The sequence below is a fragment of the Bradyrhizobium sp. Bra78 genome (genome assembly GCF_024519855.1).
Taxonomy (GTDB): Bacteria; Pseudomonadota; Alphaproteobacteria; order Rhizobiales; family Xanthobacteraceae; genus Bradyrhizobium; species Bradyrhizobium japonicum_G.
Window position 1 is genome coordinate 42593 of record NZ_JALJRE010000002.1, and the last position, 18537, is coordinate 61129.

The 18537-nt window shown below is 65.2% G+C and carries 16 protein-coding genes; 13 read left to right on the forward strand and 3 right to left on the reverse strand.

Translation table 11 applies throughout. From position 1 onward, the window contains the following. Positions 1-92 precede the first annotated feature (92 nt). The 9 genes from OC450_RS04235 (at position 93) to OC450_RS04275 (ending at position 12679) form a co-directional block, all read left to right on the forward strand. Positions 93-1199, forward strand: coding sequence for an efflux RND transporter periplasmic adaptor subunit (locus OC450_RS04235; RefSeq protein WP_262047253.1), 1107 nt, complete (start codon positions 93-95; stop codon positions 1197-1199). A gap of 180 nt (positions 1200-1379) precedes the next feature. Next, positions 1380-4517, forward strand: a complete 3138-nt coding sequence (locus OC450_RS04240) for an efflux RND transporter permease subunit (RefSeq protein WP_211386988.1) — start codon at positions 1380-1382, stop codon at positions 4515-4517. Positions 4518-4551: 34 nt separating this feature from the next. Next, complete coding sequence (locus OC450_RS04245) at positions 4552-5151, forward strand: TetR/AcrR family transcriptional regulator (RefSeq protein ID WP_211386987.1); 600 nt, start codon at positions 4552-4554, stop codon at positions 5149-5151. Between the two features lie 129 nt (positions 5152-5280). Continuing rightward, a complete protein-coding gene (locus OC450_RS04250) occupies positions 5281-5904 on the forward strand; it encodes a flavin reductase family protein (RefSeq protein WP_256807881.1) in 624 nt (207 codons plus the stop codon). 293 nt (positions 5905-6197) lie between these two features. Beyond that, positions 6198-8465 (forward strand): acyl-CoA dehydrogenase, encoded by a 2268-nt coding sequence (locus OC450_RS04255; protein WP_256807882.1) that lies wholly within the window; start codon positions 6198-6200, stop codon positions 8463-8465. Next, positions 8465-9748, forward strand: a complete 1284-nt coding sequence (locus OC450_RS04260; protein WP_262047254.1) for an acetyl-CoA C-acetyltransferase — start codon at positions 8465-8467, stop codon at positions 9746-9748. Before OC450_RS04255 ends, OC450_RS04260 begins: the two co-directional genes overlap by 1 nt. Before the next feature lie 2 nt (positions 9749-9750). Then, positions 9751-11847, forward strand: coding sequence for a 3-hydroxyacyl-CoA dehydrogenase NAD-binding domain-containing protein (locus OC450_RS04265; protein WP_262047255.1), 2097 nt, complete (start codon positions 9751-9753; stop codon positions 11845-11847). A 7-nt stretch (positions 11848-11854) separates the two neighbouring features. After that, entirely contained in the window at positions 11855-12265 is a 411-nt protein-coding gene (locus tag OC450_RS04270) for an acyl-CoA thioesterase (protein WP_211386982.1), read from the forward strand. A 222-nt stretch (positions 12266-12487) separates the two neighbouring features. Beyond that, complete coding sequence (locus tag OC450_RS04275) at positions 12488-12679, forward strand: hypothetical protein (protein WP_015688044.1); 192 nt, start codon at positions 12488-12490, stop codon at positions 12677-12679. 57 nt (positions 12680-12736) lie between these two features. On the opposite strand, the gene OC450_RS04280 is transcribed toward OC450_RS04275, so the two are convergent. Then, positions 12737-13204 carry a nuclear transport factor 2 family protein gene (locus OC450_RS04280; RefSeq protein WP_262047256.1) on the reverse strand — a complete coding sequence of 156 codons (468 nt, stop codon included), beginning with the start codon at positions 13202-13204 and terminating at the stop codon, positions 12737-12739. A gap of 154 nt (positions 13205-13358) precedes the next feature. Between OC450_RS04280 and OC450_RS04285 the strand changes: the two genes are divergently transcribed. Further along, the gene (locus tag OC450_RS04285; RefSeq protein WP_211386980.1) at positions 13359-14033 is read left to right on the forward strand and encodes an HAD family hydrolase; all 675 of its coding nucleotides are present in this window, start codon (positions 13359-13361) and stop codon (positions 14031-14033) included. A 91-nt stretch (positions 14034-14124) separates the two neighbouring features. After that, positions 14125-14973: a DeoR/GlpR family DNA-binding transcription regulator gene (locus OC450_RS04290; RefSeq protein WP_211386979.1), complete on the forward strand. Its 849-nt coding sequence runs from the start codon at positions 14125-14127 to the stop codon at positions 14971-14973. A 2-nt stretch (positions 14974-14975) separates the two neighbouring features. Here the strand turns inward: OC450_RS04290 and OC450_RS04295 are convergent, their stop codons facing one another. Together OC450_RS04295 and OC450_RS04300 are read right to left on the reverse strand one after the other, a co-directional pair. Then, positions 14976-15401, reverse strand: a complete 426-nt coding sequence (locus tag OC450_RS04295) for a type II toxin-antitoxin system VapC family toxin (protein WP_256807887.1) — start codon at positions 15399-15401, stop codon at positions 14976-14978. Beyond that, positions 15398-15679 (reverse strand): type II toxin-antitoxin system Phd/YefM family antitoxin, encoded by a 282-nt coding sequence (locus tag OC450_RS04300; protein ID WP_256807888.1) that lies wholly within the window; start codon positions 15677-15679, stop codon positions 15398-15400. The genes OC450_RS04295 and OC450_RS04300 overlap by 4 nt, the downstream gene beginning before the upstream one ends. A 232-nt stretch (positions 15680-15911) precedes the next feature. On the opposite strand from OC450_RS04300, the gene glpD reads away from it, so the two are divergent. Further along, positions 15912-17462, forward strand: a complete 1551-nt coding sequence (gene glpD, locus OC450_RS04305; protein ID WP_211386976.1) for a glycerol-3-phosphate dehydrogenase — start codon at positions 15912-15914, stop codon at positions 17460-17462. After that, complete coding sequence (locus OC450_RS04310) at positions 17459-18535, forward strand: ABC transporter ATP-binding protein (RefSeq protein WP_211386975.1); 1077 nt, start codon at positions 17459-17461, stop codon at positions 18533-18535. Before glpD ends, OC450_RS04310 begins: the two co-directional genes overlap by 4 nt. Positions 18536-18537: the final 2 nt, after the last annotated feature.

The following is an 18537-nucleotide window of genomic DNA, read 5'->3' on the forward strand; positions in this document are numbered from 1 at the left end:
AACGATCACAGATTCCTGATGACTGACGATTATTGACTTTCATCAGTGATTAGTCGACATTCCTCTCATTGCAGCCGCAGGAGTGTCCTCCGATGTTCGTTCGGTCAGTTTTGTCCAGCTATTCCAAGCTCTTGGCCGGTGTGTCGCTGGCGCTGATGGCTGCCGCCCTCACCGGGTGCAATGACACCGTCGCTGAGAAGGCCGAGCCTCCGCGGCCGGTTCTCGTCGCAACCGCCCATTACGATGCCGAAACGCCGGAGCGGAGCTTCGTCGGCACCATCAGGCCGCGGATCGAGAGCGATCTCGGCTTCCGGGTCGCCGGCAAGGTTGCAAAGCGTCTGGTCGAGGTCGGCCAGACCGTCGAGATCGGCCAGCCGCTCGCCACCCTCGACGAGGTCGACCTGAAGCTCCAGGCCGAACAGGCCGTCGCCGAGCAGACCGCCGCGACCGGCGTGCTGGCTCAGGCCGCCGCCGCCGAGCAGCGCGCCAAAGACCTGAAGGCCAAGGGCTGGACCACCGACGCACAGCTGGATACGAGCCGCGCCGCCGCCGACGAGGCCCGTGCGCGCCTGAACCGGGCCGAGCGCTCGGTCGAGCTGACCAAGAATTCCCTTTCCTACGCGACGCTCAACGCCGACGCCCGTGGCGTCGTCACCGCAACGCTGATCGAGCCCGGCCAGGTGGTTGCCGCAGGCCAGACCTCGATCCGTGTCGCCCGCTTTGCCGAGAAGGAAGCGGTCGTCGCGATCCCTGAGACGCTGGTCGGACGTGCCAAGTCGGGCGCCGCCAGCGTCACTCTTTGGTCGGAGCCGGGCAAGAAATATACCGCCAAGCTGCGCGAGATCGCGCCCACCGCGGATTCCGCCACGCGCACCTATCTCGCGAAATTCTCGCTGCCCGAGGCCGACGACAAGGTGTCGCTCGGCATGACCGCGACGCTGACGCTGACGGATGCCGCCACCGAGCGCGTCGCGCGGCTGCCGCTGTCGGCGCTGTTCAACGAAGGCGGCAAGCCGTCCTTCTACGTCGTCGACGACAACGGCGCGGTCACGTTGCAGCCGGTCGTGGTGAAGTCCTACGAGAGCAACGACGTCGTCATCACCGGCGGTGTCGAAGAGGGCGCCAAGATCGTCGCCCTCGGCGTGCAGAAGCTCGATCCGAGCCAGAAGGTGCGGATCGTGTCGTCACTGTCCTTTTAAGTCTCGTTTACGAGTTACGTCGTCTGAGGTGAGTTTCGGCCCAAGCGCAAATGCTGGGGCTGAAGCGGCGAAGCGATCCAGAACCTGCCCAGCCCCCTGGATTGCTTCGCTGCCTCGCGATGACGGGTTGAACAGAGTGGCTGCCGTTTTTTTGCAACCGGATCATCCTTGGAGAGTGCGATGAAGCGCTTCAACCTTTCGGCCTGGGCCGTCAGCCATCCGACGCTGGTCCTGTTCCTCATGATCATGCTCGGCGTCGCCGGCTTCTTCTCCTATCAGAAGCTCGGGCGAGCCGAGGATCCGTTCTTCACGGTGAAAGTGGTCAACGTCTCCGTGATCTGGCCGGGCGCGACCGCGCAGGAAATGCAGGCGCAGGTCGCCGATCCCATCGAGAAGAAGATCCAGGAGCTGCCGTACTTCGAGAAGGTGCAGACCTATTCCAAGCCCGGCTTCACCGCGCTCCAGGTCACCTTCCGCGATTCGACGCCGCCGAAGGAGGTGCCCTATCTCTTCTATCTCCTGCGCAAGAAGCTGGTCGACGTGCAGGGCCAGTTGCCATCAGGGATTCTCGGACCGGTCGTCAACGACGAGTTCTCCGACGTCGATTCCATCCTCTACATGATGACCGGCGACGGCGCCGACTATGCCCAGCTCAAGAAGGTCTCCGAAGGCTTCCGTCAGCGCCTGCTGAAGGTGCCCGGCGTGACCAAGGTCGACGTCTACGGCAACCAGGATGAACGCATCTTCGTCGAATTCTCCCACGCCAAGCTCGCCACCCTCGGCATCACGCCGCAGGCGCTGTTCGATTCGCTCGCCAAGCAGAACAACGTGACGCCGGCCGGCACGGTCGAGACCTCGTCGCAGCGTGTGCCGTTGCGCGTCACCGGCGCGCTCGACGGCGCCAAGGCCGTGGCCGAGACCCCGGTCGAGAGCAACGGCCGCGTGTTCCGCCTCGGCGATATCGCCACTGTCACCCACGGCTATGTCGATCCGCCGAGCTTCGTCGTGCGGCAGGAAGGCAAGGCCGCGATCGGCATCGGCGTCGTCACCGCCAAGGGCGCCAACATCCTCGATCTCGGCAAGGAGGTCGAGAAGGCGACGGCTGAATTCATGAAGGCGGTGCCGCAGGGCATCGACGTCAAGCTGATCGCCGACCAGCCCAAGGTGGTCGAGCACGCCGTCGGCGAGTTCGTGCACTCCTTCATGGAAGCCCTCGTCATCGTGCTGTTCGTGTCGTTCCTGGCGCTCGGCTGGCGTACCGGCATCGTCGTCGCGCTCTCGGTGCCGCTGGTGCTCGGCATCGTCTTCGTCGTCATGAACACGATGTCGCTCGACCTGCATCGCATCACGCTGGGTGCGTTGATCATCGCGCTCGGCCTGCTGGTGGATGACGCCATCATCGCGGTCGAGATGATGGTGGTGAAGATGGAGCAGGGCTGGGACCGCATGCGCGCGGCGTCCTTTGCCTGGGAATCAACCGCGTTTCCGATGCTCACGGGGACGCTGGTCACGGCCGCTGGCTTCCTCCCCATCGGCTTTGCCAATTCCGCGGTCGGCGAGTATGCCGGCAGCATCTTCTGGATCGTGGCGATCGCGCTGGTCGCGTCCTGGTTCGTGGCGGTGATCTTCACGCCCTATATCGGCGTCATGCTGCTGCCCAACATCAAGGTGCACCACAATCACGATCCGCACGCGGTCTACGAGACCCGCATGTACCGGGGCCTGCGCGCCATCGTGCAATGGTGCGTCAATCACCGCATCACCGTGGTGGCCGCGACCGTCGGCGTCTTCGTCGCCTCCATCGTCGGCTTCGGCCACGTCCAGCAGCAGTTCTTCCCGCTGTCGGAGCGGCCCGAGCTGTTCCTCCAGCTGCGCCTGCCTGAAGGCACCGCCTTCAACGTCACGGAAAAGGCGGTGAAGGAGGCCGAGACGCTGCTCAAGGACGACAAGGACATCGAGACCTACACGGCCTATGTCGGGCAGGGCTCGCCGCGGTTCTGGCTCGGCCTCAATCCGCAGCTTCCGAACGAGGCTTTTGCCGAAATCGTCATCGTCGCAAAGGGCGTCGAAGCGCGCGAGCGCATCAAGGCCAAGCTTGAAGGCGCCGTTGCCGATGGCGCACTCAACGAGGCCCGCGTGCGCGTCGACCGCTTCAATTTTGGCCCGCCCGTCGGCTTCCCCGTGCAGTTCCGGGTGATCGGCCCCGACGCCAACAAGGTGCGCGAGATCGCCTACCAGGTCCGCGACGTCATGCGCCAGAACAAGAGCGTCAAGGACGTCCAGCTCGACTGGAACGAGCAATCGCCTTACCTCAAGCTCGTCGTCGACCAGGATCGTGCCCGCGCCATGGGCCTGACGCCGCAGGACGTCTCGCAGGCGCTGTCGATGCTGATCTCGGGTTCGCAGGTCACGACCGTGCGCGACGGGATCGAGAAGGTCGGCGTCGTCGCGCGGGCCGTCCCGTCCGAACGTCTCGACCTCGGCGCAGTCGGCGATCTCACCATCACCTCGCGGGGCGGCGTTGCCGTGCCGCTCCAGCAGATCGCCAAGATCGAATACTCCCATGAGGAGCCGATCATGTGGCGGCGTAACCGCGACATGGCGATCACCGTTCGCTCCGACGTCGTCGACGGCGTGCAGGCGCCTGATGTCACCGGCCAGATCGTGCCCAAGCTGAAGGCGATCCAGGATCACCTCGAGCCGGCCTACCGGATCGAGGCGGGCGGCGCGTTCGAGGAATCGGCCAAGGGCAACGCCTCGATCTTCATCCTCTTTCCGCTGATGGTCATGGTGATGCTGACGCTGCTGATGTTCCAGCTCCAGAGCTTCTCGCGCCTGATCCTGGTGTTCCTGACCGCGCCGCTCGGCATCGTCGGCGCCTCGCTCGGGCTCAACGTCGCCAATGCCCCGTTCGGCTTCGTGGCGCTGCTCGGCCTGATCGCGCTCGCCGGCATGATCATGCGCAATACCGTGATCCTGGTGGACCAGATCGAGACCGACGTCTCGCACGGCCTCACCCGCCGCGAGGCGATCGTGGAGGCGACCGTCCGCCGTGCTCGTCCGGTGGTGCTGACGGCGCTTGCGGCGATCCTCGCGATGATCCCGCTGTCGCGCTCGGCGTTCTGGGGGCCGATGGCGATCACCATCATGGGCGGCCTGTTCGTTGCGACCTTCCTGACGCTCCTGTACCTGCCGGGCCTTTACGCCCTGTGGTTCCGCAAGAGCCTGGATGAAGCTGGTTCTGCCGAGCCGCCTGCCGCGCTGCAGCATGGCAGCGATGAGCATCCCGCAATTCCGCTTGCTGAGGCAGCTGAATAAGTGAGAAGTAGTGCTGATTGACGAGTCCTGACAAATGACACTGGTTGCGGAACATATCGAAGGCGACACCCGGGATCGTATCCTCGAGGTGGCAGAGCGGCTGTTTCGCCAGATCGGCTACCAGAAGACCACGGTCGGCGACATCGCCAAAGAACTGCGGATGAGCCCCGCCAACGTCTATCGCTTCTTCGAATCGAAGAAGGCGATTCATCAAGCGGTGGCCCGTTCGCTGATGGGCGAGGTCGAGCTCGATGCGCAGCGGATCGTGGCGAGGTCCGGGCCGGTGCTGGAGCGCTTCCGCGAACTGCTGACCACCGTTCATCGCATGAACACCGAGCGCTATGTCGGCGACAACAAGCTGCATGAGATGGTCGAGATCGCCATGCAGGAGGACTGGGACGTCTGTGTGGCCCATATGGAATGTATCGCCGGAATGATCGGCCAGATGATCGCGCAAGGCGTGGCCTCCGGCGAGTTCGAGGTGCCCGACCTGCAACTGTCCGCGCTGTGCGCCAGCACCGCGATGATGCGCTTCTTCCACCCCCAGATGATCGCCCAGTGCGCCACCAAGCCGGGCCCGACCATTGACCAGATGATCGATTTCGTCATCGCGGGTCTGTCGCCGCGCCGCTGACGGGCGCTGGATTTTCCCCTATAAGCAGGCCGACGGCCCCGGAATGACGGGCTGGTGGCGGGCCAGGACGGATCAACAAGCTCCGTCATTGCGGGCGCTGCGCTCTCAATGACGAGAAGGAAACAGCGCGTGACCGACAAAGACCTCTATTTTTACGAGCCCGCCAAGGGCCACGGCCTCAAGCACGATCCCTTCAACGCCATCATCGCGCCGCGTCCGATCGGCTGGATCTCCTCCCGGGACAGCAAGGGCCACGTCAATCTGGCGCCCTACAGCTTCTTCAACGCCTTCGCTTACGTGCCGCCGATCATCGGCTTCTCCTCCACCAACTGGAAGGACTCGGTCGAGAACATCCAGCAGACCGGCGAGTTCGTCTGGAATCTTGCGACGATGGATCTCGCCAGGCACATGAACGCCACTGCGGCCCACGTCGGGCCCGAGGTCGACGAGTTCGAGATCGCGGGCCTGACCGCCGTGCCCGGCAGGCTCGTCAACGTGCCGCGGGTCGGCGAGAGCCCCGTCGCCTTCGAGTGCAAGGTGTCCGACATCGTCCGGCTCAAGGGCGCCGACGGCAGGGAAGCCGATGCCTGGCTGACGCTCGGCGAGGTCGTCGCCGTCCACATCGACAAGGCCATGATCAAGGACGGCGTCTACCAGACCGCCGCCGCCCGCCCGATCGTCCGGGCCGGCCGCCGCGGCGATTATTTCGAGATCAAGCCGGAAAACATGTTCGAGATGGTCCGGCCGGATTAAGGCCGCGCCACCGCTCTCTCCACACGTCATTCCGGGGCGACGCGTAGCGTCGAGCCCGGAATCCATAGCCACGATCGTGAGTATGGATTCCGGGCTCGCGCCTGACGGCGCGCCCCGGAATGACGATGTGGAGCCATCTCCTCCATTCCCCCTCCCGGAACTGCCACCACGCCCCGGCCGTTATGGCCCCTGGGCGGCCGCCCGGCCGCGTCAATTTTGCGGGTGAAGTGTTCACCCCCGCCGGCCACTTTCAGCTAAAATGCCCGAAACCGCGCCGATGCATGAGGTCCGCCATGAGCTTCCGCCGCGACACCATCACGAAGCCGATCTTCTCCTGGGCGCGCGGCGTGCTGCCGGCGATGTCGGATACCGAGCGCGAGGCACTGGAGGCCGGTGACGTCTGGTGGGACGCCGACCTCTTCACCGGCAATCCCGACTGGTCGAAGCTGCTGAAGGTCCCGCAGGCAACGCTGACGGACGAGGAGCGGGCTTTCCTGAACGGCCCCGTCGACGAGCTCTGCGCCATGCTCGACGAGTGGAAGATCTTTTGGGAATGGCGAGACCTGCCGCCCGATGTCTGGCACTTCGTCAAGCGCGAAAAGTTCTTCGGCATGATCATTCCGAAGGAGTACGGCGGCCTCGGCTTCTCGCCCTATGCGCATTCGGAAGTGGTGCGCAAAATCTCGACCCGCTCGATCGCCGCGGCCGTCACCGTGATGGTGCCGAACTCGCTCGGGCCCGGCGAACTCCTGATGCGCTTCGGCACCAAGGAGCAGCAGGAACGCTGGCTGCCGCGGCTGGCCGACGGCCGCGACATTCCCTGCTTCGGCCTCACCAGCCCCGAGGCCGGCTCCGACGCCGCCTCGATGATCGACACCGGCATCATCTGCAAGGGCACCTTCGAAGGCCGCGAGGTGCTGGGTCTCAAGCTCAACTGGCACAAGCGCTACATCACGCTCGGTCCCGTCGCGACGCTACTCGGCCTTGCCTTCAAGGCCTATGATCCCGATCATCTGGTCGGAAGCCAGCGCGAGCTCGGCATCAGCGTGGCGCTGATCCCGACCAACCTGCCCGGCGTCGAGATCGGCAAACGCCACCTGCCGTCGATGCAGGTCTTCCAGAACGGCCCGAACTGGGGCCGCGACGTCTTCATTCCACTCGATTACGTCATCGGCGGCCAAGAGCGCCTCGGTCAGGGCTGGAAGATGCTGATGACGGCGCTCGCCGCCGGCCGCGGCATCTCGCTGCCGTCGCTGTCCGCCGCCGGTGCCGCCTACGCTGCCCGCACCACCGGCGCCTATGCCCGCATCCGCGAGCAGTTCGGTATCTCGATCTCCAAATTCGAAGGCGTCGAGGAGCCGCTCGCGCGCATCGTCGCGACCGCCTATCAGCTCGACGCGGCGCGCCGGCTGACCTGCGCGGCGCTCAATGCCGGCGTCCATCCCGCCGTCATCTCCGGCATCATGAAGCTGCATGCGACCGAGCGGATGCGGACGGCGGTCGACGACGCCATGGACATCCATGGCGGCAAGGCCGTGATTGACGGTCCGCAAAACTATCTCGGCAATCTGCACCGCGCCGTGCCGGTCGGCATCACCGTGGAAGGCGCCAACATCCTCACCCGCAACCTCATCGTGTTCGGGCAGGGTGCCATCCGCGCGCATCCTTATCTCCTCGAAGAGATGAACGCGCTCGCCGACACCGACCACGAGCGCGGGCTCGCCGCCTTCGACAAGGCGTTCTGGAAACATGTCAGCCATAGTTTTCAGACGCTGCTCCGCGCCTTCGGCCGGAGCTGGACGTTTGGCGCGTTTGCGCTGGCGCCGGATGCCGGCGACGCGACGCCGTTCTATCGCCAGCTCGCGCGCTATTCGGCGGCATTTGCGCTCTGTGCCGACATGGCATTGCTCACGCTCGGCGGCGCACTGAAGCGCAAGGAGATGCTCTCGGCGCGCTTCGGCGACATTCTCTCCGAGCTCTATCTGCTCTCCGCCGCGCTAAAGCGCTGGCAGGACGAAGGGCGGCAGAAGGAGGATTTTGCCGCGCTGGAATGGTGCATGGCGACCGGCTTCAAGACCATCGAGAACCGGCTTGCCGAGATTCTCGCCAACCTGCCCAACCGCTTTGTCGCGATCTTCCTCAAGCTCGTGGTTCAGCCGTTCGGCGCCCGCGTGCTCGGCCCCTCCGACCGCGTCGTGCACCAATGTGCAGGCATCGTGCTAGAGCCTTCGGCTGCGCGCGAGCGCCTTACGCCGGATCTGGCCCATGTCGATGACGACGGCGGCTTTGCCCGGCTCGAGCGCGCGTTCAAGCTGGCTGTCGGAACCGATGCGATCGCCAAACGCATGCGCGCGGCGCATTTGAGCGATTGGAAGGAGGCGGTCGCCAAGGGCGTGATCACGCAGGCCGAAGGCGAGCAGCTTGCAGCGGCCCGCGAAGCCGTCGCAAAAGTGATCGAGGTCGACGATTTTGCGCCGGAGGCGCTGTCGCCGATTTACAAGAAAACCGGCGACGTGCATCAGTTCTTCCAGGAACTCGGTGAGCAGAGGGCGGCGAGCTGATGGCACGACCGGTTTTCATCGTCGACGGCAGCCGGACGCCGTTTCTGAAGGCGCGTTCGGGGCCGGGACCGTTCACGCCGGTCGATCTGGCCGTGCAATGCGGCCGGCCGTTGCTGGCGCGGCAGCCGTTTTCTCCTGATGATTTCGACCAGGTCATCCTCGGCTGCGTCAACGTGATCGCGGACGAGATGAATCCGGCCCGCGTCGCGGCGCTGCGGCTCGGCATGGGCGAGGACATGGTCGCCTTCACCGTGCAGATCAATTGCGGCTCCGGCATGCAGTCGATCGACACCGCCTACCGCTACATCCGCGAAGGCCATGCCGACATGATCCTCGCCGGCGGCACCGAGGCGCTCAGCCACGCGCCGCTGGTCTGGCCGAATTCCGGCGTGCGCTGGTTCGCCGGCCTCGCCACGGCCAAGGGCGTGGCCGCGAAGCTTGCCGCGGCCTTCAAGCTGCGCCCACGCTATCTCAAGCCGATCATCGGCCTCGAGCGCGGGCTGACCGATCCCATCACCGAACTGAACATGGGGCAAACCGCAGAGGTCGTCGGCCATCTCTTCGGCATCACCCGCGCGCAGTCCGACGCCTATGCCGCCGAGAGCCATCGCCGGCTCGCGCATGCGCAAGGCGCGGGTTTCCTGAAGGGCGAGGTCGAGACCGCGTTCACCCGCGACGGCAAATTCTTCGACCATGACGATGGTGTGCGTCCGGACTCGACGGCCGAGACGCTCGCAAGACTGCGGCCGGTGTTCGAGCGTCCCTGGGGCCAGGTCACCGCCGGCAACTCCTCGCAAATCACCGACGGCGCCTCCTGGGTGATCCTCGCCTCGGACGCAGCGGTCGCAAAGCACAAGCTGACGCCGAAGGCTGCCATCGTCGACAGCAACTGGGCTGCGCTCGATCCTTCCATCATGGGGCTTGGTCCCGTGATGTCGGCGACGCCGATGCTCCAGCGCAACGGCCTCTCGGTTCAGGACGTCGAGACCTGGGAGCTGAACGAGGCTTTTGCCACGCAAGTGCTCGGCTGCCTCGCCGCCTGGAACGACGACAAATTCTGCCGCGAGATTTTGAAGCTCGACGGCGCCGCCGGCGAGATCGATCGTGACAAGCTCAACGTCGATGGCGGCGCCATCTCGCTCGGCCATCCCGTCGGCACCTCCGGCAACCGTATCGTGCTGCATCTGGTCAATGCGATGAAGCGGCTCGGCACGCGGCGTGGTGTTGCCACCGAATGTATCGGCGGCGGGCTCGGCGGCGCCATGCTGATCGAGGCGGTGTGACCATGGATTCGAAGATCATGACCGCGCTCGGCGACCGCGTGCTGGAGCTCGGGCCGCAGCCGGCGGCAGACGGTGCCTTCAAGCACTTCAAGCTGACGCGCGATGCCGACGGCGTCGCCTGGCTGCTGTTTGACCGCGCCGACGCCAGCGCCAACACGCTCTCCTCCGACGTGATGGAGGAGTTCGACGCCGTGCTTGCGGCCATCGAGACCGAGCGTCCCGCCGGCCTCGTGATCCGCTCGGCAAAACCCTCCGGCTTCATTGCGGGGGCCGACGTCAACGAATTCCGCGGCGCATCCGATCCCGAGATGGTGGAGACGCGCATCCGCGCCGCGCATGCGGTGATCGATCATCTGGAGGCGCTGAAGCTGCCGACGGTCGCGGTGATCCACGGCTTTTGCCTCGGCGGCGGGCTCGAGGTCGCGCTGGCCTGCCAGTCGCGCATCGCCGTCGACGGCGCGCGGTTCGGCTTTCCGGAGGTGATGCTCGGCCTGCATCCCGGCCTCGGCGGCACCGTGCGTTTCACCGCGCTGGTCAATCCGACCCAGTCGATGGCGCTGATGCTGACCGGCCGCACCATCGATGCGCGCCGCGCCAAATCGCTCGGCCTAGTCGATACCGTGACGCAGGAGCGCCACGTCCGAGGCGCGGTGAAGGATGCCCTGTTCGGCCGCCTGAAGCGGGTGCGTCCGGACTTGCTCACGCGCGCGGCCAATTTCGGACCTGTGCGCGGGCTGCTCGCCAAGCGGATGCGTTCGCAGGCCGCGAAGGCTGCGCCTCGCGAGCACTATCCGGCGCCTTACGCGCTGATCGATCTCTGGGAGACCCATGGCGGCAGCAAGGCCGCGATGCTGAAGGCGGAGCAGGCCTCGTTCGCCAAGCTGATGGTGACGCCGACCGCGCAGAATCTGATCCGCGTCTTCTTCCTGCGCGAGCAGATGAAGAAGGCGGCCGGTAGCGGCAACACGATCAGGCATGTCCACGTCATCGGCGCCGGCGCCATGGGCGGCGACATCGCGGCCTGGTGCGCCGGGCAGGGGCTGCGCGTGTCGCTGGCCGACATGAAGGCCGAGCCGATCGCGGGCGCGGTCAAGCGTGCCGCCGACCTCTATGGCAAGATCATCCGCAGGCCGACCGAGGTGCGCGATGCGCTCGACCGGCTGATGCCGGACATGGACGGAGAGGGCGTCCGCAACGCCGATCTGATCATCGAGGCGGTGCCGGAAAAGCTCGAACTGAAGCAGAAGGTCTATGCCGGCCTCGAACCGCGGATGAAGCCGGGCGCGATCCTTGCGACCAACACCTCGAGCATTCCGCTCCAGGATTTGCGCACGACGCTGGCGCGGCCGGAGCGCCTCGTCGGCCTGCATTTTTTCAACCCGGTGTCGCGGCTGCAGCTGGTCGAGGTCGTCAGCCATGACGGCAACGACGCACAGGTGCTGAAGCAGGCACTCGCATTCGTCGGCGCGATCGATCGCCTGCCGCTCCCCGTGAAGAGCTCGCCCGGCTTCCTCGTCAACCGCGCGCTGACGCCTTATATGCTGGAAGCGATGGTGATGCTGGACGAGAAGACCGACCAGCGCCTGATCGACGCCGCCGCCGAACAGTTCGGCATGCCTATGGGGCCGATCGAGTTGGCCGACCAGGTCGGGCTCGACATCTGTCTCGACGTCGGCGACATGCTGCGCACCAAATTCGGCGATCTCCTGCCGCCGACCCCATCCTGGCTGCGCGAGAAGGTCGCGAGGGGCGAACTTGGCCGCAAGACCGGTAAGGGTTTTTACGTCTGGAACGACGGCAAGGCGGTGAAGGCGCGGCTGCCCGAGACCGGCCCGCGCGTCACCGACCAGATGATCGACCGCCTGGTGCTGCCGATGTCCAATGTCTGCGTGGCGGCGCTTCGTGAAGGCATCGTCGACGATGCCGATGCGGTCGACGGTGCCATGATCTTCGGCACCGGCTATGCGCCGTTCCGTGGTGGCCCGCTGAATTATGCGCGCACGCGCGGGGTGGAGAATGTCGTATCCACCATGCGCGCATTGGCCGAGCGATTCGGCGCACGCTTTGCGCCCGATCCGGGCTGGGACAATTTCAAGTGAGAGCCATATGACTGAAAGGTCCGACACCGAACCGAGCGGCGATCTCTGTATCCGCACGCTGGCGATGCCCGCCGACACCAACGCCAATGGCGACATCTTTGGCGGCTGGTTGCTCAGCCAGATGGATGTCGGCGGCGGCGTGTTCGCATCGAAGGCCGCGCGATCGCGCACCGTGACGGTGGCGATCGAGGCCATGAATTTCCGCAAGGCCGTCTATGTCGGCGATCTCGTCTCCGTCTACGCCAATCTCGTACGCGTCGGCCGCACCTCGATGACCGTGCATCTCGAAGCCTGGGCGCTGCGGCGCCGGGAGCTTCAGCCGATCCTGGTGACCGACGGCAATTTTACCTATGTCTCGATCGACGACGACGGCCGTCCGCAAGCGATCCGCCGAGACGATCCGCCGATCGCGACGTAACCGCGCGCGGCGCTCTGTCCCATCTCACGGAGATGTGCGGCAACGCCAAACGCGGCGCGACTGAGTCAACGCGTCGCGGCTTCGCCAACAACCAGTCATAAAACGGATGAGGTCTCCGCGTACTCAATTGCACGTCGATTCGGGGTGGAAACCGGCTGATTTGCCTGAGGAACTTTTGGGCAGAGATCCGGTTATTTGCCCGCATTGAGGAATCCACGGGCCATGCCGGACAGCTACATCATCGAAGTCAATTCACAGACCGCGGGTATCGTCGTTCGCGGTCAGGGCGGCTACTGCTTCTTCGCCTCGTCCCACCAGTTCAATCGCCTCGAAGGCCAGCTCTTCCGCAACGCCCGCGAAGCGGAGCGCGCCGCCCGCAAACTGGTTAACGGCGATGTGAGGGAAGCGGCGTAGTTTCGCTGGTCATTCCGGGCCCGCGCCTTTCGGCGCGTCCCGGAACGACACCGTCGATCACAACTTCGTCGCCGACCGCGACAACAGCTTCCAGTCGTCGCCCTGCTTCTGCCAGTTCATCAGGATGTGAAGGTTGGTCGGCACTTTCTTCCCATCGGCCGCCATCTCCTGTTCTGCCACCCAGTGGAAGCGCACGATCGCGGCGGGGCCGACGACCTTGATGGTCGGGTCCTTGTATTCGATCGACAGGAATTTTGACTTGCCGTCGGTGGCGTTGGTGACGAAGGTCGCCTTGTCCTCGACCTTGCCGCTGGAATGGCTATAGCTCATCTCGTCGGCGCAGAGCGCGCCGAGCGCCTTGGGGTCGGCCGCGATCTGGGCGAGGCGGAAGGTCTCGACCTTCTTTGCTACGGCTTCCTCGTCCGCCGAGGCCGCCAGCGCCGGTGTCGTGAGCGCAACAGCTGGGACGGCAAGAGTCGAGACAGCAAGAGTCGAGAGAGCCAGATCGCGCCGGTTGATCGTCATTGTTTCCTCCTTTTTGATCTTGCGCGGAGTGTTGCAGCCGCGCGCGACTTTGTCGAGTGTCGCATCGTCGTCATGCGGATGCGTCATTGCGCGACAGAGGCCGTATTGATACGTCTTCCGCATCGATGCGCGGCGCATTTGGGAAAGTACGGACATGATCAACACGTTGGGCAGAGCGTTGCTGTTCGACATCGACGGCACGCTGGCCAACACCGACCCGCTGCACCTGAAGGCCTTCAATCAGGTGCTCGGTCCTCGCGGCCACGTGTTCGATCACGCGCGCTTCTCCAGGGAGCTGCAAGGCTTTGCCAATGCGGCGATCGGCGAGCGCTTTCTGCCCGACGAACCGGTGGAGCAGCGCGTCTTGATCCTCGCTGAAAAGGAGCAGGTTTTCCGCGAGCTCGTCGCCGGCCAGATCGAGCCGCTGCCGGGCCTGATGGCGCTGCTCGACCGAGCCGATATTGCCGGCATTCCCATGGTTGCCGTGACCAACGCCCCGCGGCTCAATGCGGAGCTGCTGTTGTCCGGCCTCGGCATCGCGCACCGCTTCAAGGCGCTCGTGATCGGCGACGAGCTGCCGCACGGCAAACCGCACCCGCTGCCCTATCAGGAAGGGCTGCGCTTTGTCGGCGCCGGCGCGGTCGCCTCGATCGCTTTTGAGGACTCCCGCACCGGCGTGCAATCGGCCACTGCGGCGGGGATACCGACCATCGGCATCCGGACGAGCCTCGGCCATGGCGACCTTGTCGCCGCCGGCGCGGTCGCGTCCGCGAGTGCCTTCGACGATCCGGATCTGCTGGCGCGCCTCGCCGCCGCGATGGCCTGGTGAGTAGCTTCGTCCGTTAACCGTGATCGGCGCGCGCATTGACCGGATGCGCGAACCGCCGCACCATGCAGCTTCCTGATTTGAGGCCATCGCCGTGACCGGACTGACCCATCGCCAAGCCGAAATCCTCAACATCGCGCGGGCCTCGGGCCGCGTCATGGTCGAGGAGCTGGCGCGCCGGTTCGAGGTTTCGGCGCAGACCATTCGCAAGGATCTCAACGATCTCTGCGAGCGCCGCTCGCTGACCCGTATCCATGGCGGCGCCATCATCGCCTCCGGCGTCGAGAATCTCGCCTATGAGGCGCGCCGCTTCGTCGCCGCCGACGAGAAGAAGGCGATCGGGGCCGCGGCGGCGTCGCTGATCCCGAACGGCTGCTCGCTGTTCATCAACATCGGCACCACGACGGAGGAGGTCGCAAGCGCCTTGACCTCGCACGAGGATCTCCTCGTCATCACCAACAACCTCAATGTCGCGATGCTGCTCTACCGCCATCCCCGCATCGAGGTGGTGGTCGCCGGCGGCACGGTGCGGCGCGCCGACGGCGCCGTGGTCGGCTCGACCGCGACGCAGCTGATCGGCCAGTTCAAGGTCGACTACGCCATCATCGGCGCGTCCGCGATCGACGAGGAGGGCGCGCTGCTCGACTTCGACTATCGCGAGGTGCAGGTGGCGCAGGCCATCATCGCCAACGCCCGCAGCGTCATGCTGGTTGCGGACTCGACGAAGCTTCGGCGCAGCGCGCCGGTGCGCATCGCCCATATCAGCCAGATCCAGACCTTCGTCACCGACCAGGAACTGCCCGAGCGCCTCGCCACCATCTGCCACAGCAAGGGCATCGAGGTGATGGCGGCGATGCCGAAGGCAGCGGGGGATATCGATGAGACTCAGGCCGATGCGCAGGATGCAGCACCCGAATCGGCGCCGGTGGTGCGGCTGAGGTAGGACTATGGGTCGTCCCACGGGTTGAGCAGCGTTACGCCGAATGCCGCAAAATCCTTCACATTGCGCGTGACGAGCGTGATGTTGTTTGCGAGCGCGGTGGCGGCGAAGAAGCCATCCATGACGGACAGCGCGATGCCGCTCCTGCGGCTCTGAGCCATCAGGTCTCCCCAGCGCTCGGCCACCGCGCGGTCGATCGGCAGGATGCGATCGGCAAAGCGCTCCGGCAGATCGAGGGCGAGCCAGGCGGCAAGTGCTGCGCGGCGACGGCCGTCCTCCAGCAACGCGATGCCGCGGCGCAGCTCTGCGATCGAAGCCACGCTGATGAACGCACGGTCCTCATCGATCGTATCGAGCCACGCCAAGACTTTAGGCGACGGCGCTGGCCGCTGAACCTCCGACAATACGTTGGTATCGAGCAGCAGGTTCACGGTATCTCGTCGCGCGGCGCGTCGTGCCCGCGTTCAAGTTCGAGGTCGGCGCCGCGCAGCGGCGAAGCCAGCAGGAATTCGGCGAGCGTGCCTTTGCGGGCGGACTTGCGTGCCCATTCCTCGGCGGAAACGATCACGGCATTGGGCTTGCCGTGACGGGTGATGATCTGGGGCCCGCTTTGGGCACGGTCGATCACCTCGGACAGCCGTGCCTTGGCGTTGGCCAGCGTCCAGGTGTCAGTCGGCGGTGCGTCGGGTGATGTGTTGTGGTCGGTCATGACAGATAGAACCAATATGACTATTATAACTATATTTGCCCTAAATGGCTATTCAAGAGTGATATTGCTTCTCGGATTGTGGTCGGACCCTGCTCATTTTTTGCGCCGAACTGCCCAATAAAAAGTTCCGCTTTCGCTTCCATTCGTCTCTCTTTCATCTTGCTTTCGTTTTGCGGTGTGATCTAATCAAAAACGAAAGTATCCACTCGACGGAACGAGTGGTCGCCGGGGGATGCGTCTGTTGGAGCGTATTTTCGACCTCGCCATCATCGGAGGCGGTGTTAACGGCTGCGGCATCGCGCGCGACGCGGTGGGCCGTGGCAACACGGTTTTCCTGTGCGAAATGAACGATCTGGCGAGCGGGACGTCGTCCTGGTCGACCAAGCTGGTGCATGGCGGCCTGCGCTATCTCGAATATTACGAGTTTCGCCTGGTCCGCGAGGCGCTGATCGAGCGCGAGATCCTCTGGGGCATCGCACCCCACATCATCCGCCCCCTGCGTTTCGTTTTGCCGCATCATGCCGGCCTCCGCCCGGCTTGGCTGCTCCGGCTCGGCCTCTTCCTCTATGACCACATCGGTGGCCGTCATCTGTTGCCTGCGACCCGTTCGGTGGATCTGCGGCGCGACGAGGTCGGCCGCCCGCTGATCCCGAATCGCTATACCCGCGCTTTCGAATATTCCGACTGCTTCGTCGATGACGCCCGCCTCGTCGTGCTCAATGCGCGCGATGCCGCCGACAAGGGCGCCGAGATCCGCACCCGCACCCGCGCGACGGATATCAAGCAATCCGACGGCGTCTGGACCGTCAGCATGGTCGACACGCTGACCGGCGCGCGTTCGCAGGTCCAGGCGCGCGCGCTCATCAATGCCGGTGGCCCCTGGGTCGAGGACGTGCTCGGCCGCGGCGCCGGCGTCAATGCGAAGGCCAAGGTGCGGCTGGTGCAGGGTTCGCACATCGTGGTCAAGAAGCTCTACGACCACGATCGCGCCTACATGTTCCAGAACGCCGACGGCCGCATCATCTTCGTGATCCCGTACCAGGACGATTTTACGCTGATCGGCACCACCGACCGCGACTATGACGGCGACCCCGCCAAGGTGAAGGCGACACCCGAGGAGATCCAGTATCTCTGCACGGCGGCGAGCGAATATCTGGCCAAGCCCGTCACCCCCGGCGACGTGGTCTGGACCTATTCCGGCGTGCGTCCGCTCTATGACGATGGCGCCAGCGAGGCCAAGGCCGCTACACGCGATTACGTGTTCGAGCTCGACATGCCCGGCGGCGTGCCGCTGCTCTCGATCTATGGCGGCAAGATCACGACCTATCGCCGCCTCGCCGAGGAAGCGCTGGAGCGGCTCGCGCCTCATCTTCGCAGTGCGAAAGCGCGCGAGGGCTGGACCGGCAAATGGCCGCTCCCCGGCGGCGACATGGGCGTGTCCGATGTCGACGGGCTGATCGCCGAGCTTCAGCGCGGCTATCCGTTCCTCAGCCACGAGCATGCGCGGCGCCTCGCCCGCGCCTACGGTACCCGCGCCGTGAAGCTGCTCGGGGACGCGAAATCCGCCGCCGATCTCGGCCAGGCCTTCGGCGCGACGCTGACCGAACGCGAGGTCCGCTATCTCATGGCCAACGAATGGGCCGTCACCGCCGAGGACGTCGTCTGGCGCCGTTCCAAGCTCGGCCTGCGACTATCTGCCGACGAGATCGCTGCATTGAACGACTGGATTGCATCCCACGCCGTGCCGCAAAGTCCCCTGCTGGAAGCGGGAGGACGCCCATGACCGTGACACTCGATCATGTGACCCGGACCGTCGAGGGGGTCCCGCACATCCGCGACGTCTCGCTGACGCTCGAGAGCGGGACGCTCAACGTGCTGCTCGGGCCGACGCTGTCGGGCAAGACCTCGATCATGCGGCTGCTCGCCGGGCTCGACAAGCCGACCACGGGCAAGCTGCTGGTCAACGGCAAGGACGTCACCGGTGTCGACGTGCGCCAGCGCTCGGTCGCGATGGTCTATCAGCAGTTCATCAATTACCCCTCCCTGAGCGTCTACGAGAACATCGCCTCGCCCTTGCGCGTGCAGGGCAAGCCGCGCGAGGAGATCGAGAAGCGCGTCGCCGAGGCCGCCCGGCTGCTCAGGCTCGAGCCGTTCCTCAAGCGCACGCCGCTTCAGCTTTCCGGCGGCCAGCAGCAGCGCACCGCGATGGCGCGCGCGCTGGTCAAGGGCGCCGATCTCGTGCTGCTCGACGAGCCGCTCGCCAATCTCGACTACAAGCTGCGCGAAGAGCTGCGCACCGAGCTGCCGCGCATCTTCGAGGCCTCGGGCGCGATCTTCGTCTATGCCACCACCGAGCCGACCGAAGCGCTGCTGCTCGGCGGCAACACGGTGTGCATGTGGGAGGGGCAGGCGCTCCAGATCGGCGAGACGCCGAGCGTCTACCGGCGTCCGCAGACCCTGCGTGTCGCGCAGGTGTTTTCCGATCCGCCGCTCAACCTCGTCGGCATCGAGAAGAAGAACGGCTCCGTGCAATATGCGGGAGGCATCGCCGCGCCGGCGTCCGGTCTCTATTCATCGCTGGCCGACGGCGCCTATCGCGTCGGCTTTCGCGCGCATCAGCTTGCGCTCGCCAATGGCGAGACTGACCGCCACGCCTTCCATGCCACGGTGACGGTGACCGAAATCACCGGTTCGGAGAGTTTCGTGCATCTGACCCGCGACGGATCGAACTGGGTTGCGGTGCTGCACGGCGTGCACGAGTTCGAGCCGGGCCAGACCATCGACGCCGTGCTCGATCCCAACGATGTTTTTGTGTTCGACGCGGCCGATCGCCTCGTCGCGGCACCTGGTTCTTGAGG